Below are 15,495 nucleotides of genomic sequence, written 5' to 3'. Positions count from 1 at the left end.
CGGCGCGCCATGCCTTTGTCCGTCTTAGCGACCGCCCAACAGCGGCGTATCCGATCTGGTCGAACCTGCTCCGCGTTGCACGCGGAAGTCGCCCGCTGGTTCGATCCGTCGAGCCGCGCGCGCGTCACGCGCTTCGGACGCATCTATCCCGGCGGCAGTCGCTACGTGTGCGTCAGTGCGACCACGCCGGGCCGATGCTTCGCGCTCTACTTCTTCCATCACGGCACCGACGACTGGCGCATCTATCCGCCGTGGGGCGTCGGGCCAAGCATCGTGTATTGGTCGATCAACGTGAAGATGCCGGTCTCGCGCTCGGAAACGGCCACCGGCCCGAAGCGTCGCTTTCGCGCGGGCATCAAGTCTTAGCCGCGGGCAGCGTCTGCCCGGTCATGCTCTCGTCGACGGCGCACTTGTAGACCTTCGCCACATCAGCGGCCGCGATGCCTTGCGATCCATCCTTTCCCATCGACGCCAACGTTTCCGAGACCCAGCCCGGACTCACGACGTTCACGCGCAACTTGCCCTGCAACTCGAGCGCGGCCGCGCGCATGAATCCTTCGACGCCCGCGTTCACGAGGCTCACTGCCGCGCTGCCGACCATCGGGTCCTGAGCGAGCGTGCCGCTCGTCAGCGTGACGGAACCGCCTTCATCGACATGACCGATCGCGCAGCGCACGAGATTCACCTGCCCCATGAGCTTGTTCGCGAGGCTGAAGGCATAGTCGTCATCGGCGAGCGCATCGAGCGGCGCGAACTTCGCAGCGCCGCCGACACACACGACAGCGCCGACCTTCCCGACCTTCTCATACATCGCGACGATGCTCGCCTTGTCCGACAAATCGACGGCTACGTCCGAGCCCTTGCGGCTCGCGGTGATCACTTCGTGCGCGGGCTCGAGAATCCGTTTGATCTCCGTGCCCAACATCCCAGTTGCGCCAACGAGCAACACTCGCATAAGCCCTCCTGAATCGATGTGATGAAGCCGCGGCGGCCACGCCCGGCGCGGCGAAGAGGAAACAGCAAGCAACCATGCTACTGCCGTCGCCGGCGGCGTGCAGCGCGCGTCGTGCAGACGAAAAAAATGCCGCGACGAATCGCGGCATTTTGGATGCGGATCACGGCGGCGCTCATCCACCCAGAAGATCGATCACCTGAAGAATATCCTTGCGAAGCTGATCGACATCGACGCCCGATTGCGCTTGCGCCGACGTCTGGGTGTCGTCCGTTTCGGCGTCGTCGCTGTTCGCGCGGCCTTGTGAATCGAGCCGGTTGCGCGCACCGTTGATCGTGAATCCCTGTTCGTACAGCAGGTCGCGGATGCGCCGGATCAGCAAGACTTCGTGATGCTGATAGTAGCGTCGATTACCCCGCCGCTTGACCGGTCTCAGTTGCGTGAACTCCTGTTCCCAATAGCGCAGCACGTGAGGCTTGACGCCGCACAACTCGCTGACTTCGCCAATCGTGAAGTAACGCTTGGCGGGGATCGGAGGCAAGACGACTTTTTCCATCGTCGATCAACCATCGTTATAAGTGATGTCGATTGAAGCACGGTGGTCATGCAGCGCGGCGCGAGTCTCCACGCGCCGCCGGGACATCAGCGAGTGAGATCGGTCTCCGCTCCCGTTTCGACCAGCGCCTTCAGCTTCTGACTTGCATGAAACGTGACGACCCGCCGCGCGGCGATAGGAATGGCCTCGCCCGTCTTCGGGTTGCGGCCCGGACGCTGAGGCTTGTCGCGCAACTGGAAATTGCCGAAGCCGGAGAGCTTCACGCTCTCGCCGCTCTCCAGCGCATCGCGAATGACTTCGAAGAAGGCTTCGACCATGTCCTTGGCTTCGCGCTTGTTCAGACCGACGTGATCGAACAGCATCTCGGCCAGTTCGGCTTTGGTGAGCGTCGGCGTGTCGCCGGGCGCGCTCGTGGTCGGGGTATCTCGGGTCATGGCGCTACGCTGCGCCGAAAGAAGGGCTTCGAAATCACTCGAGTTCATTTGGTTCATATCGGTAGACCGGCGCTTGCCACATTGAAGACTTGGCGATTGAGACGGAAAGGGCCAACTGCAGGCTATCCGCGTAACCGCGCGCCGTGTACTCGAGCCAGGCGATCCACCAGCGTTTTGATAGCCGTATCGACCGTTTCGTCCTGAAGCGTGCCGCCAGTATCTTGCAACGTTACACGGAAGGCAAGACTTTTCTCATGTGCTCCCAAGCCGCCGGAAGTATTTGATTTTGGACGAAATTCATCGAAAAGCGCAACCCTTGTGACGTGTCTGCAAGCGGCCTCCGAGCGGGCGTTTTCGAGCTCGTCGAGGAGCGCCTGAACCGGCACGTGTTGATCCACGACAATCGCGATATCGCGCCGCACGGGCGGAAATTTCGACACCTCGGACGGCGTCGGCAGCGCGCGATCCATCAGCGCGTCGGCATCGATTTCGAAGAGAATCGGCGCGTTCGGCAAGTCGTACTTTTGCAGCCAGCGCGGATGCAGTTCGCCGATCCAGCCGACCGCGCGCCCCGCCACTTCGATGCGCGCGCTGCGTCCCGGATGCAGCGCCGGATGCTCCGCCTTCACGAAGCGCGGCACGACCGGCGCGAAGAGCGCTTCCACGTCGCCCTTCACATCGAAGAAGTCGACGTTGCGCGAAGCCGCGCCCCACTGCTCCTCGATCACCGGACCATACGCGAGGCCGCCGATCATCTTCGGTTGCGCAAAGCCTTCGACCGCGAGTTCGCCCGCCTTCACCGATGCATCGCGATGGAACACGCGCCCCGCCTCGAACACGCGAATGCGGTCCGCGCGACGGTTCAGGTTATGGCGCAGCACTTCGATCAGGCTGCCGAACGTCGTCGTGCGCATGACCGAGAGCTGGCTCGCGATCGGGTTGAGCAGCCTGATCGGGTTGTCGTTGCCGGCGAAGTCCTTCTCCCACTCGGCATCGACGAAACTGAAGTTCACCGTCTCCGAGTAGTCGCGCGCGGCCACTTCATGGCGCAGCGTGTGGATCGAGCGCTTCGTCTCGTTCGTGATGCGCATCTCGCTGCGCGCGACCGGCGGACGCGCCGGAATCTTCTCGAAGCCGTAAATGCGCGCGACCTCTTCGATCAGATCTTCCTCGATCTCGATATCGAAGCGGTACGGCGGCGGCGTGACCTTGAAGGTGTCGCCGTCGCGCTCGAACGCGAGGTTCAGGCGCGTGAAAATCTGCGCGATCTCCTCGGCGCCGATCTCCACGCCGATGATGCGATGCGCGCGCGACACGCGCATCGATACCGGATTGCGCTCGGGCACATTGACGATCTGATCGTCGACCGGACCGGCTTCGCCGCCGCAGATGTCGAGGATCAGGCGCGAGATGCGTTCGATGTGCTCGACAGTCGTCGAGTAATCGACGCCGCGCTCGAAGCGATGCGCCGCGTCGGTCGAGAAGTTGTACTTGCGCGCGCGGCCGCGAATCGAGTCCGGCCACCAGAACGCGGCTTCGAGATAGATGTTGGTCGTGTCGAGCGACACGGCGGTGCTGTCGCCGCCCATGATGCCCGCCAAACTTTCGAGATGATGATCGTCCGCGATCACGCCGACGGTTTCATCGACCTCGATGGTGTTGCCGTTCAGGAGCTTGAGCGACTCGCCCTTCTTGCCCCAGCGCACTTCCATCGCGCCGTGGATCTTGTCGAGATCGAACACGTGCGAGGGGCGGCCGAGTTCCAGCATCACGTAATTCGAGATATCGACGAGCGCGGAAATGCTGCGCTGGCCCGCGCGTTCGAGACGCTCGACCATCCATTGCGGCGTCTTCGCGTGCGCGTTCACGCCACGGATCACGCGGCCGGAAAAACGGCCGCACAGGTCGGGCGCCATGATCTTCACGGGCAGCTTTTCGTCGAGCTTCGTTTCGACGGCGGGCATGTCAAGTTGCTTGAGCGGCGCGCCGGTGATCGCGGCGGTCTCGCGCGCGACGCCGAACACGGACAAACAATCCGCCTTGTTTGGCGTGAGCTTGATCTCGAATACCGTGTCGTCGAGGTTGAGCGCCTCGCGGATGTCCTGACCGACCTTCGCATCGGCGGACAGGATCAGCAGACCGCTGTGATCTTCCGACAGCTTCAGTTCCCGCGCCGAGCACAACATGCCCTGGCTATCGACACCGCGCAGCTTCGTCGGCTTGATCGCGAACGGCTCGCCGCCCGCCTCGGCCGGCGGCAGCACTGCGCCGATGAGCGCCACCGGCACCTTGATGCCCGGCGACACATTCGGCGCGCCGCACACGATGTTCAACTGCTCGCCCGTGCCGGCGTCGACCTGACAGACATTGAGCTTGTCGGCGTTCGGATGCTTGGCGACTTCGAGCACCTGCCCGACGACGATCTTCGTGGTCGGCGGCGCGACCGGACGCAGGTCTTCGACTTCGAGACCGGCCATCGTCAGCGCGTGCGCGAGTTCGTCGGTGGAGAGCTTGGGATCGACGAAACTGCGGAGCCAGGATTCTGGGAATTGCATGTGTGTCTACGTTCGAAATGTTTGGAGTCTCGTTCGGCTGCTCGCTTCGCGCGCCGAACGTCGCAGGCAAGGCCGCCGCTTTACGCGAACTGGCGCAGGAAACGCAAATCGTTCTCGAAGAACAGACGCAGATCCTGCACGCCGTAGCGCAGCATCGTCAGGCGTTCGAGCCCGCTGCCGAACGCGAAACCGATATAGCGCTCAGGATCGAGGCCCATGTTGCGAATGACGGTCGGGTGCACCTGACCCGAGCCGGAGATTTCCAGCCATTTGCCCGCGTTCTTGCCATGCTCGAACATCATGTCGATTTCGGCGGACGGTTCCGTGAACGGAAAGTACGACGGACGGAAGCGCACGAGAATGTCGTCGCGCTCGAAAAACTTTTTCAGGAAGTCGCTGTAGACGCCCTTCAGGTCCGCGAAGCTGATGTTCTCTTCGATCCACAGGCCTTCGACCTGGTTGAACATCGGCGAGTGCGTGGCGTCGCTGTCGACCCGATACGTGCGGCCCGGCACGATCACCTTGATGGGCGGCTTGTTCATGCGCGCGTAGCGCACCTGCATCGGGCTCGTGTGCGTGCGGAGCAGGAGCGGCCGGCCATCGGCGTCCTTGGCATCGACGTAGAACGTGTCCTGCATCGAGCGCGCCGGATGGTTCTCCGGGCTGTTCAGCGCGGTGAAGTTGTACCAGTCGGTTTCGATCTCGGGACCGTCGGCGACGTCGAAGCCGATCGTGCGGAACACCTGCTCCACGCGCTCCCACGTGCGCATCACCGGGTGCAGCGTGCCCGCGCCCGCGCCGCGTCCCGGCAGCGTAACGTCGATGGCTTCCGCCGCGAGACGCTGGTTCAGCAACGCGTCCGCGAGCGCCTGACGGCGCGCGTTGAGCGCGGCTTCGACCTGCTGCTTCGCCTGATTGATACGCGCGCCTTCGCTCTTCTTCGCTTCCGGATCGAGCTTGCCCAAACCCTTCAGCAATTCGGTGAGCGCACCGGACTTGCCGAGAAACCGGGCCTTCTCGTTTTCGAGCGTGGTGGTATCGGTGGCGTGTTCAAAGGCGCTTTTAGCGTCGGCGACAATCTGGTCCAGATCCATTGATCCCATCTTTTAACGTCGAAATTCAATCTTAGGTTCGGTTTTGCTCATCCACGCCTGCAGACTCGCATGCGATGTGCAAAACCGTCCGACCAACAAAAACGGGGCTCGGTGAGAGCCCCGTTTCTGCCTTCCCGCCACCGTCAGCAACCCGGCGGCGAAGAGGCGAACCACGCAGTACTAATTTCGCAATTAGGCTGCAACGGCGGCTTTCACCTGCTTCACGATCGCAGCAAAAGCAGCCTTGTCGAACACAGCCATGTCAGCCAGAACCTTGCGGTCGAGTTCGATCGACGCCTTCTTCAGGCCGTTGATGAACACGCTGTAGGTCATGTCGTGCTGACGCACCGCCGCGTTGATACGCGTGATCCACAGTGCGCGGAACACACGCTTCTTGTTGCGGCGATCGCGGTAGGCGTACTGCCCTGCGCGCATGACCGCCTGCTTGGCGATGCGATAGACGTTATTGCGACGGCCGCGGTAACCCTTGGCCAGACGGATGATCTTCTTGTGACGGGCCCGTGCGGTAACCCCACGTTTTACTCGAGGCATGTTGCGCTCCTATGAGTTTAAGTTGAGGTTAGGCGAACGGCAGCATTGCGCGGACGGAGTTCAGATCGGAATCATGAACAGCCGTGGAGCCACGCAGATGGCGTTTGTTCTTGGTGGTTTTCTTGGTAAGAATGTGGCGCTTGAAGGCCTGACCGCGCTTGACGGTACCGCCCGGACGCACCACGAAGCGCTTTGCAGCACTCTTCTTGGTCTTCATCTTCGGCATGAAACAACTCCAGTTTATTAGATGGTCATGGGTGTGCGGCTGATTCGCCGAAACCGCCTGCGAACCCCTTCCCGCCCTTCGAAACCCACGCTCCACTTATGTGCAAACGGCTCAGTGAAGAACCGCCGCCTTTCATGAGCGCCGCCGCCAAAGCGGCAACACCCTGAAACTTCCGACAATGCCGCGCCAGCCGCCTTGCGACGGCGCGCGATCCATCGTCTTACCGCTCGTGCTTACTTACCCTTTTTCTTCGGGGCAAGCACCATGATCATCTGGCGCCCTTCCATCTTCGGCATCTGTTCGACCTGACCGAATTCGTCCAGATCGGACTTCAGTCGTTCGAGCATGCGCATGCCGATTTCCTGGTGCGCCATTTCACGGCCGCGGAAACGCAACGTGATCTTCGTCTTGTCGCCGTCTTCGAGGAAGCGCGTAAGGTTGCGCAGCTTGACGTTGTAGTCACCGTCGTCCGTGCCGGGGCGGAATTTGACTTCCTTCACCTGCACGATCTTCTGCTTCAACTTCGCTTCGTGTTGCTTCTTCGCTTCCGAATACTTGAACTTGCCGTAGTCCATCAAACGGCAGACAGGCGGTGACGCCTGCGGCGCGATTTCGACGAGATCCACGTCGAGCTGTTCCGATTGACGGAACGCTTCGGCCAGCTTCACGATTCCGAGCGGCTCGTTGTCCACTCCGACCAAGCGCACTTCCGGCGCGGTAATTTCACCGTTGATGCGATGTGACGACTTATCAGTAGCGATGTTACGTTTCCTCTAAAAATGAAAAAACAAGCCGCGCTGCGAGTGACTTACTTGAACGCCCGCACTTCCTGCTGCAGACGTTCGAGGAATGCGTCGACAGGCATCACGCCCAGATCGACACCGCCACGAGCACGCACGGCCACGGTTTGCGCATCACGCTCTTTGTCGCCGACGACCAGCAAATACGGCACCTTTTGCAGCGTGTGCTCGCGTATTTTATAGCTAATCTTCTCGTTGCGCAAATCGCACTCCACTCTAAGCCCTTGTTTTTGCAACGATTGGGCCAGATTACCCGCATATTCAGCCTGACTTTCGGCAATATTCAACACAACCGCCTGAGTCGGCGCGAGCCACGGCGGCATTGCACCCGCGTGATGCTCGATCAGAATGCCGAGAAAACGCTCCATTGATCCGACGATTGCCCGGTGCAACATCACCGGACGGCGGCGGCTGTTGTCTTCCGCGACATATTCGGCGCCGAGACGCTCCGGCAGCACCATGTCGAGCTGCAGCGTGCCGCATTGCCACGAGCGGCCGAGCGCGTCCTTGATGTGGTACTCGATCTTCGGACCGTAAAACGCGCCTTCGCCGGCCAGTTCTTCCCACTGCAGACCGCAAGCGGTCAGCGCCTCGCGCAAGCCCTGCTCCGCGCGATCCCAGATTTCATCGGTGCCCGCGCGCTGCTCGGGGCGCAGCGACAGCTTGATGTCGATGTGATCGAACCCGAAATCCTTGTACACGCTCATCGCGAGCGTGTTGAAGGCGATCGATTCCGCGATGAACTGATTTTCGGTGCAGAAGATGTGCGCATCGTCCTGGACGAAGCCGCGCACGCGCATCAGCCCATGCAGCGCGCCCGATGGCTCGTTGCGATGGCACGAGCCGAATTCCGCGTAACGCAGCGGCAGATCGCGATACGAACGCAGGCCGTGGTTGAACACCTGAACGTGACCCGGGCAGTTCATCGGCTTGATCGCGTAGTCGCGCTTTTCCGACTCGGTCGTGAACATGTTTTCACGATAATTCTGCCAGTGGCCCGACGCTTCCCAGAGCGAACGGTCCATCACCATCGGGGTCTTGATCTCGAGGTAACCGGCATCGTTCACGCGGCGGCGCATATACTGCTCGACCTGTTGCCATAGCGACCAGCCCTTCGGATGCCAGAACACCATGCCCGGCGCTTCGTCCTGCAAATGAAACAGGTCGAGTTGCTTGCCGAGCTTGCGGTGATCGCGCTTCTCGGCTTCTTCGAGCATGTGGAGATAAGCGTCCTGGTCTTCCTTTTTGGTCCACGCGGTGCCGTAGATACGCTGCAACTGCTCGTTCTTCGAATCGCCGCGCCAGTACGCGCCGGCGACCTTCATCAGCTTGAAGACCTTCAGCTTGCCGGTGGACGGCACGTGCGGGCCGCGACACAGGTCGATGAAGTTGCCGTGCCCGTAAAGGCGAATCTCATCGCTTTCCGGAATGGACTCGATGATCTCGGCCTTGTAGTTTTCGCCGATGCTCTTGAAGTACTCCACCGCCTCGTTGCGCGAGACGACGCGACGCGACACCGGCTCGTCCTTCTTCGCCAGTTCCTGCATGCGCTTTTCGATCTTCTCGAGATCTTCGGGCGTGAAGGGACGGTTGTACGAGAAGTCGTAGTAGAAGCCGTTGTCGATGACCGGCCCGATGGTCACTTGCGCTTCAGGAAACAGATCCTTCACCGCATAAGCGAGCAAATGCGCGGTGGAATGGCGCACGACATCGACGCCTTCCGGATCCTTGTCAGTGACGATGGCAAGCGACGAATCCTTGTCGATCAGAAACGAGGTATCGACGAGTTCGCCGTTGAGCTTGCCGGCGAGCGCCGCCTTGGCAAGGCCCGCGCCGATCGATGCCGCGACTTCCGCGACGGTCACCGGGTGGTCGTATTGTCGGACCGACCCATCAGGCAAACGTACCGAAACCATATCGTTCTCCAAGACGCCGGCGCATGCCGAGCGATTTCGATTTGAGCATTGCCCCGCGATTCACTTCAAAAATCGCGAGGCAAAAAAAATGCGGCCCCGCTATCGAGGGGCCGCATTCACTTTTCACACATACCGCGAAACAATTTGGCAGAAGGCGAAATAGGTCCTCGACTAGCGTCGCTCCGAATTTGTTTCGGTCAACGTTCGACGTGCCATTTCTTTTCGCCTTTTGCGCTGAGCGCTTCTTGCGGTTTGAAATTCCGCGAACCAAAGTCCGCCGAGTTTCGTTTTCGTTGGTAGGCTCGATTGGACTCGAACCAACGACCCCCACCATGTCAAGGTGGTGCTCTAACCAGCTGAGCTACGAGCCTGAAAGAAGTGAGATTATATGGAGCGTTTCGGATCTTGGCAAGTGCTTATCTTCAGAAAAAAGCGAAAATATTCGCCGATCCGTTCAACTCCAGCCGATTACGCGCGACGCGACGCGCGAATCACACCCTGCACTTCATCGAGCAGCGTGCAGGCGCGCTGAATCTGCGCCGCGCTCGACACTTCCACCGTGAACTGCATATAAGCGATATTCCTGCGGCTCTGGCTCTTCACGCCGATCACGTTGATCTTCTCGCGCGCGAACACTTCGGAGATATCGCGCAGCAAACCTTGTCGGTCCGCCGACTCCACCGAAAGATCCACCGGATACACCGACGATCCGCGACCGTTCATCACATCGGCGGACCAGGTCGTGTGCAGCACGCGCTCCGGCGAGCGCTGGGCCATGCGCTTGAACGTCGCGCAATCGGTGCGGTGAACCGACATGCCCTTGCCGCGCGTGATGAAGCCCGCGATCGGATCGGGCGGCGCCGGACGGCAGCAGCGCGCGAGTTGCGTGAGCAGCGCATCCACGCCGACGACGAGCACGCCCGTCGACGCGCCATGCGCGACGCTTTGCCCGCTGCTGCGCTTCTCGAACTGCTCCGGCGCTTCCGGCTCGGGCTCGGGCGGCGGCGCGTCGGAGAGCGCCTGCTCGATGTTGCGCAGGCTGAACTCTTCCTTCGCGACGACCGCGTAAAGATCCTCGGGCGTCTTGAAGCCGAGCTTCGTCGCGAGCTGCTCCAGGCTCACCGACGTCTTCCCTTCGCGCTGCAAGGTCTTTTCGACGATCGCCCGCCCTGCCGCGATGTGCTCGGCCGCGTCGGCAGCGAGGAACCACGAGCGCACTTTCTGCCGCGCCCGCGCGCTGTGCAGATAACCGAGCTGAGGATTGAGCCAGTCGCGCGACGGCCCGCCTTCCTTCACCGCGACGATCTCGACCGTCTGCCCGTTCTGCAGCGGCGTGTTGAGCGGCACCATCGCGCCGTCGACGCGCGCGCCGCGACAGCGATGCCCGAGCTCGCTGTGCAGGTGATACGCGAAATCGACGGCGGTCGCGCCTTGCGGCAACGCGATCACGCGCGCCTGCGGCGTCAGCACGTAGATATGATCGTCGTCGAGCGTGGCGTCGCGCAGATGCTGCCAGCCCCGCTGTTCGCCCTGACCCTCGCCTTCGACGTCATCCTTCCACGCGAGAAGCTGACGCAGCCATGCGATCTTCTCGTCGTATTTCTCGCTCGCCGTCACTTGCCCCGCATAGCCGCGCGCGCCCGCTTCCTTGTAGCGCCAGTGCGCGGCCACGCCGTATTCGGCGAACTGATGCATTTCCTGCGTGCGGATCTGCACTTCGAACGCACGCCCGTCATCGCCGATCACGACGGTATGCAGCGACTTGTAGCCGTTGGGCTTGGGACGCGAGATGTAATCGTCGAATTCGCGCGGCACCGGTTGCCACAGGTTGTGCACGATGCCGAGCACGGTGTAGCAATCCTTGATGTCGCCGACGATCACGCGAAACGCGCGCACGTCGTTCAGTTCGGCGAAGTCGAGATGCTTGCCGCGCATCTTCTTCCAGATGCTGTAGATGTGCTTCGGCCGACCGCTGACTTCGGCCTTGATGTGCGCAGTGTCGAGCTCTTTTTGCAGGCGCGCGATCGCCTCGGTCACATAGCTCTCGCGCTCGACGCGCCGCTCGTCGAGCAGCTTCGCGATGCGCTTGTACGTGACGGGGTCTTCGAAGCGGAACGACAAATCCTCCAGTTCCCACTTCAGTTGCCAGATGCCCAGACGATTCGCGAGCGGCGCGTAGATTTCGAGCGTCTCGCGCGGGACGTCCGGCGAAGGATCGGTCTTGTGCGCGGCGTGATAGCGCAACGTCTGCACGCGCGACGCGAGCCTGATCAACACGACGCGGATGTCCTGCGCGAAAGCGAGCAGCATCTTGCGCAGCGACTCGACCTGCGCGCGGCGCGCGGCCTGCGCGTCGCGCGTGTTCTCGGGCAATTCCGCAAGCGTCGCGCGCGAGCTGAGCGAGCCGAGCCGCAGAAGCTTGCGCACATCGCCGACGAGCCGCTGCACTTCCGGGCCGAAGCGCTCGGTGATGACCTTCTCCGGATCGTCGAGATGCGGCGCGAGCACGAACAGCGCCGCCGCGGCGATCGCGTGCGAATCGACGTTGAGCGTCTGCATGATGCGCGCGGTGCCCGCCGCGTGATCCGCGAGCAACTCGCCGGTCGAGACGCGCGCATCCTTCGCGTGCTCGCGCACGAACGCGAGCGCGTCGTCGATGGACGGCTCGGGCAGCGTTTCGGCGGGGGCGGCGGTCGAAGTCATGCGGGTAATGCCACTGCTTCAGGCGATGCGACGAATCAGTCGCGTTGCGCGGCGATCACGACGATTTCGACGAGGCACGCCGGATTGGCGAGCTTCGACTCGACCGTCGCGCGCGGCGGCGTGTTGCCTTCCGCGACCCACGAATCCCACACGGCGTTCATGCCCGGGAAATGAATCATGTCCGAGATGTAGATCTGCACCGTCAGCAGATGCGACTTGTCGCTGTTCGCTTTTTCGAGCAAGCGGTCGATGTGGCCGAGCACTTCGCGCGTCTGACCCGTGATGTCCTGGTCCGTGTCTTCGGCGATCTGGCCGGCGAGATACACCGTGCCGTTGTGGATGGCGGTTTCGGAAAGGCGCGGGCCGACGTGATGACGAATGACTGCCATTGTGTGTTCCTGATCGATGAATGGTGAAAAACAGGCACAAGCGTACGCTCAGCCCAATATTATGCCCCGCTGCCGCCATTCCCGAGGAAGAACCCCCTGGCGACAGCGATTTGATCTTCCGCAAGAAATGCCGGCGCATGTCCCGCGCCCGGAATCTCGGCGCTCGTCACGGCCTGACCTTTCTCGACCATTTGCGCGACCGTTTCGCGCGAGAGCAAATCCGAAGTCTCGCCGCGCACGACAAGCACCGGCGTCCTGATCGACGCAAGCGCGTTCCACAGATATGCCTCTCCGGCCGCGTTCTGCTCTTCGGTCGCGGAGGTGAACGGCGTCGCGATGCCCGGGTCGTAGCGAAAAGCCCACGCGCCGTCGCGCTCATGCAGCAGCGGCGTATTGATGTCCGTCCATTGCGCATCGGTCAGCGGCCCGAATGACGACGCCAGCGCCGCCGCATGCCGCACGCCTTCATCGAGCGACGCGAAGCGCGCCGGCTTGCCGAGATAGTCGCCGATGCGCTGTAGCGCGATCGGCTCGATATGCGGCCCGACATCGTTGAGCAGCATCTTGCGGATCGGCGTATTACGCAGCCCGCCGAGCGCCATGCCGATGAGCCCGCCCATCGACGTGCCGAACCAGTCCACCATCTCCACGTTCAGGCGAGCGATCAGCGTGATCATGTCGGCGACATATTGCGGCACGCCGTAGTAGCGCGAGTCGGCGAGCCAGTCGGACAGGCCGCGCCCGACCACATCCGGACACACGACGCGATAGTCATGCGCGAACGCCTGCGCGAGCTTGTCGAAGTCGCGGCCCGAACGCGTCAGTCCGTGCACGCACAACAGCACGCGCGGATTCGCCGGATCGCCCCACTCCGTATAGGCCATGCGATGCAGACCCGCCTGGCTCGCGCATTGCACGAAGCGCTGACGCGGATCGCTCAAATCGGAATGCACTGCTTCGACGACGATGGATGCGGTCATGGAGAGTTTTCCTCGTGGCAAGTGTCGAAACGATTGTAAAGCGCATCACGCCCGATCGAGCGCGCGCTGGCCGAACGGATGACCCGCCCGCGCGCACCGCAGATGAGGCCGATCGCGCAAAAAACAAAGCGGGCGAAGCTTCAAAAGCTTCGCCCGCCCGCGATGGTTTCCGAGTCGCGCTCACGCCGCGCAAGCGGCGTTGCGTCACGTCGGCGTTACTTCACGCTCGTGACATCGAGCGGCGCGCCCGTCTTCTTCTGGATTTCCTCGGCGGTCACACCGTCCGCCAGTTCGACGACCTTCAGTCCATTGTCCGTGACGTCGATCACGCCGAGATCCGTGATGATGCGATTCACGACGCCCACGCCCGTCAGCGGCAGCGAGCACTCTTCGAGAATCTTGTGCTGATCGCCCTTGGCTACGTGCTCCATCAGCACGACGACGCGCTTCACGCCGGCGACGAGGTCCATCGCGCCGCCCATGCCCTTGATCATCTTGCCGGGGATCATCCAGTTGGCCAGATCGCCCTTCTTGCTGATCTGCATCGCGCCGAGGATCGCCAGGTTGATGTGGCCGCCGCGGATCATCGCGAACGAATCCGCCGACGAAAAGATCGACGAGCCCGGCAGCGTCGTGACCGTCTGCTTGCCTGCGTTGATGAGGTCGGCGTCGACTTCGTCTTCATACGGCGACGGGCCGATGCCCAGCAAGCCGTTTTCCGACTGCAGCCACACTTCCATGCCGTCCGGCACGTGATTGGCGACGAGCGTCGGCAAGCCGATGCCGAGGTTCACGTAGAAGCCGTCCTGCAGTTCCTGCGCCGCGCGTGCGGCCATCTGGTCTCGAGTCCATGCCATGATTACTCTCCTTTCGCGCGGACGATGCGTTGTTCGATGCGCTTTTCCGGATGCGCATTCAGGACGATGCGTTGCACGAAGATGCCGGGCGTGTGAATCATGTCCGGATCGAGTTCGCCCGTCTCGACGATCTCTTCCACTTCGACCACCGTGATCTTGCCGGCCATCGCGCAATTCGGGTTGAAATTGCGCGCCGTGCGGCGATAGATCAGGTTGCCGGATTTGTCGGCCTTCCAGGCTTTCACGAGCGAGACATCGGCCGTGAGCGAATGTTCGAGCACGTAGTGGTTCTCGCCGAACTGGCGCGTTTCCTTGCCGTCGGCGATCACGGTGCCGAAACCGGTGTTCGTGAAGAACGCCGGGATGCCCGCGCCGCCCGCGCGCAGCTTCTCGGCGAGCGTGCCTTGCGGCGTGAATTCGAGTTCGAGTTCGCCGGCGAGATATTGCCGCTCGAACTCCTTGTTCTCGCCGACGTACGACGAAATCATTTTCTTGATCTGGCGCGTTTCCAGAAGCAGGCCGAGGCCGAAGCCATCGACGCCAGCGTTATTGCTGATGCAGGTGATGCCCTTCACGCCCGTGTCGCGCAGCGCGGCGATGAGCGCCTCGGGAATGCCGCACAGCCCGAAACCGCCGACGGCAAACGTCTGCCCGTCCTTGACGATGTCCGCGAGCGCATCCTTCGCGCTGGGATAGACCTTGTTCATCTGAATGTCCCTTCCATGTTTGAAACCAACTGAAAATCGGCTTTTTGATGCCGTCCCGCGCTGTGATGAGCGCGTCGCGCGGCCTTTTTGGCATGGCGAAAGAGTACTTTGAGCCGGCGATCCGGCACAATACGCAAAAATACATAAGTCATTGCCCGCGCACGTTTGGTTCCCGGCGCCTTTTCGCCGCGAAACGCAAGCGCACGCGCGACCGATTTCACATGCGTGCACTGGATTATCAAACCGCGTTTCATCTCGCGCCCGTGGGGCTCGTGCTTTCGCGCGAGCGCATCATCGAGGACTGCAACGAGCAGGTCTGCGCGATCTTCGGCTATGTGAGCGAGGCGCTCATCGGCAAGTCGTTCGAGGTGTTGTATCCGTCGCCGGACGAATTCGCGCGCATCGGCGAGCGCATCGCCGCGCATATCAGCAAGGAAGGCACCTACAGCGACGACCGGATCATGAAGCGCAGCAACGGCGAACTGTTCTGGTGCCACGTGACCGGGCGCGCGCTCGATCGGGCCGCGCCGCATGCGGCGGGCGTCTGGACGTTCGAAGATCTGAGCGCGACGCGGCGGGTCGCGATCGAACTGACGCCGCGCGAGCGGGAAATCGCCGCGCAGCTCGTGACGGGCAAGACGAGCAAGCAGATCGGACGCGTGCTCGATATCAGCCCGCGCACGGTCGATATCTACCGTGCGCGGCTCATGAGGAAGTACGACACGGGCAATGCCACCGAGCTGCTACAGCGGCTGCTCGGCACCTGAGATGCGC

17 protein-coding genes and 1 tRNA gene are annotated in these 15,495 nt (G+C 62.0%); 2 read left to right on the top strand and 16 right to left on the bottom strand.

Annotated elements, in window-relative coordinates:
• The first annotated feature begins 75 nt into the window (after nucleotides 1–75).
• On the top strand, nucleotides 76–366 hold the full coding sequence (locus QCE73_RS05685) for a hypothetical protein (protein WP_309880162.1): 291 nt from the start codon (nucleotides 76–78) through the stop codon (nucleotides 364–366).
• Here the strand turns inward: QCE73_RS05685 and QCE73_RS05680 are convergent.
• The 16 genes from QCE73_RS05680 to QCE73_RS05605 all read right to left on the bottom strand — a co-directional run bounded on the left by QCE73_RS05680 (nucleotide 356) and on the right by QCE73_RS05605 (nucleotide 14,942).
• Nucleotides 356–955, bottom strand: a complete 600-nt coding sequence (locus QCE73_RS05680) for a short chain dehydrogenase (RefSeq protein WP_309880161.1) — start codon at nucleotides 953–955, stop codon at nucleotides 356–358. The genes QCE73_RS05685 and QCE73_RS05680 overlap by 11 nt on opposite strands.
• A gap of 172 nt (nucleotides 956–1,127) precedes the next feature.
• Complete coding sequence (locus QCE73_RS05675) at nucleotides 1,128–1,508, bottom strand: MerR family transcriptional regulator (RefSeq protein ID WP_035503444.1); 381 nt, start codon at nucleotides 1,506–1,508, stop codon at nucleotides 1,128–1,130.
• Between the two features lie 86 nt (nucleotides 1,509–1,594).
• Nucleotides 1,595–1,999 (bottom strand): integration host factor subunit alpha, encoded by a 405-nt coding sequence (locus tag QCE73_RS05670; RefSeq protein ID WP_035503442.1) that lies wholly within the window; start codon nucleotides 1,997–1,999, stop codon nucleotides 1,595–1,597.
• 65 nt (nucleotides 2,000–2,064) lie between these two features.
• Nucleotides 2,065–4,497: a phenylalanine--tRNA ligase subunit beta gene (gene pheT, locus QCE73_RS05665; RefSeq protein ID WP_309880158.1), complete on the bottom strand. Its 2,433-nt coding sequence runs from the start codon at nucleotides 4,495–4,497 to the stop codon at nucleotides 2,065–2,067.
• 80 nt (nucleotides 4,498–4,577) lie between these two features.
• Complete coding sequence (gene pheS, locus QCE73_RS05660; protein WP_035503438.1) at nucleotides 4,578–5,591, bottom strand: phenylalanine--tRNA ligase subunit alpha; 1,014 nt, start codon at nucleotides 5,589–5,591, stop codon at nucleotides 4,578–4,580.
• Between the two features lie 192 nt (nucleotides 5,592–5,783).
• A complete protein-coding gene (rplT, locus tag QCE73_RS05655) occupies nucleotides 5,784–6,143 on the bottom strand; it encodes a 50S ribosomal protein L20 (RefSeq protein ID WP_008350196.1) in 360 nt (119 codons plus the stop codon).
• 28 nt (nucleotides 6,144–6,171) lie between these two features.
• Nucleotides 6,172–6,369 (bottom strand): 50S ribosomal protein L35, encoded by a 198-nt coding sequence (gene rpmI / locus QCE73_RS05650; RefSeq protein ID WP_006052501.1) that lies wholly within the window; start codon nucleotides 6,367–6,369, stop codon nucleotides 6,172–6,174.
• A 233-nt stretch (nucleotides 6,370–6,602) separates the two neighbouring features.
• A complete protein-coding gene (gene infC, locus QCE73_RS05645; protein WP_075583873.1) occupies nucleotides 6,603–7,130 on the bottom strand; it encodes a translation initiation factor IF-3 in 528 nt (175 codons plus the stop codon).
• Nucleotides 7,131–7,177: 47 nt separating this feature from the next.
• Complete coding sequence (gene thrS, locus QCE73_RS05640; RefSeq protein WP_035503433.1) at nucleotides 7,178–9,085, bottom strand: threonine--tRNA ligase; 1,908 nt, start codon at nucleotides 9,083–9,085, stop codon at nucleotides 7,178–7,180.
• A 294-nt stretch (nucleotides 9,086–9,379) separates the two neighbouring features.
• A tRNA-Val gene (locus QCE73_RS05635) sits at nucleotides 9,380–9,456 on the bottom strand.
• Nucleotides 9,457–9,553: 97 nt separating this feature from the next.
• Nucleotides 9,554–11,788: a bifunctional (p)ppGpp synthetase/guanosine-3',5'-bis(diphosphate) 3'-pyrophosphohydrolase gene (locus QCE73_RS05630; RefSeq protein WP_309880155.1), complete on the bottom strand. Its 2,235-nt coding sequence runs from the start codon at nucleotides 11,786–11,788 to the stop codon at nucleotides 9,554–9,556.
• Nucleotides 11,789–11,823: 35 nt separating this feature from the next.
• Nucleotides 11,824–12,177 carry a RidA family protein gene (locus QCE73_RS05625; RefSeq protein WP_309880154.1) on the bottom strand — a complete coding sequence of 118 codons (354 nt, stop codon included), beginning with the start codon at nucleotides 12,175–12,177 and terminating at the stop codon, nucleotides 11,824–11,826.
• Nucleotides 12,178–12,236: 59 nt separating this feature from the next.
• The gene (locus QCE73_RS05620; RefSeq protein ID WP_309880153.1) at nucleotides 12,237–13,157 is read right to left on the bottom strand and encodes an alpha/beta hydrolase; all 921 of its coding nucleotides are present in this window, start codon (nucleotides 13,155–13,157) and stop codon (nucleotides 12,237–12,239) included.
• Between the two features lie 215 nt (nucleotides 13,158–13,372).
• Nucleotides 13,373–14,014 carry a CoA transferase subunit B gene (locus tag QCE73_RS05615; RefSeq protein WP_035503424.1) on the bottom strand — a complete coding sequence of 214 codons (642 nt, stop codon included), beginning with the start codon at nucleotides 14,012–14,014 and terminating at the stop codon, nucleotides 13,373–13,375.
• 2 nt (nucleotides 14,015–14,016) lie between these two features.
• Nucleotides 14,017–14,721, bottom strand: coding sequence for a CoA transferase subunit A (locus QCE73_RS05610; protein ID WP_035503422.1), 705 nt, complete (start codon nucleotides 14,719–14,721; stop codon nucleotides 14,017–14,019).
• Nucleotides 14,718–14,942 carry a hypothetical protein gene (locus QCE73_RS05605; protein ID WP_309880150.1) on the bottom strand — a complete coding sequence of 75 codons (225 nt, stop codon included), beginning with the start codon at nucleotides 14,940–14,942 and terminating at the stop codon, nucleotides 14,718–14,720. The genes QCE73_RS05610 and QCE73_RS05605 overlap by 4 nt, the downstream gene beginning before the upstream one ends.
• On the opposite strand from QCE73_RS05605, the gene QCE73_RS05600 reads away from it, so the two are divergent.
• Nucleotides 14,943–15,488 (top strand): LuxR C-terminal-related transcriptional regulator, encoded by a 546-nt coding sequence (locus tag QCE73_RS05600; RefSeq protein ID WP_035503561.1) that lies wholly within the window; start codon nucleotides 14,943–14,945, stop codon nucleotides 15,486–15,488. It abuts the gene before it with no gap.
• Nucleotides 15,489–15,495: the final 7 nt, after the last annotated feature.

Source organism: Caballeronia sp. LZ029 (assembly GCF_031451275.1).
Taxonomy (GTDB): Bacteria; Pseudomonadota; Gammaproteobacteria; order Burkholderiales; family Burkholderiaceae; genus Caballeronia; species Caballeronia jiangsuensis.
This window is presented reverse-complemented; position numbering and strand designations above follow the sequence as displayed.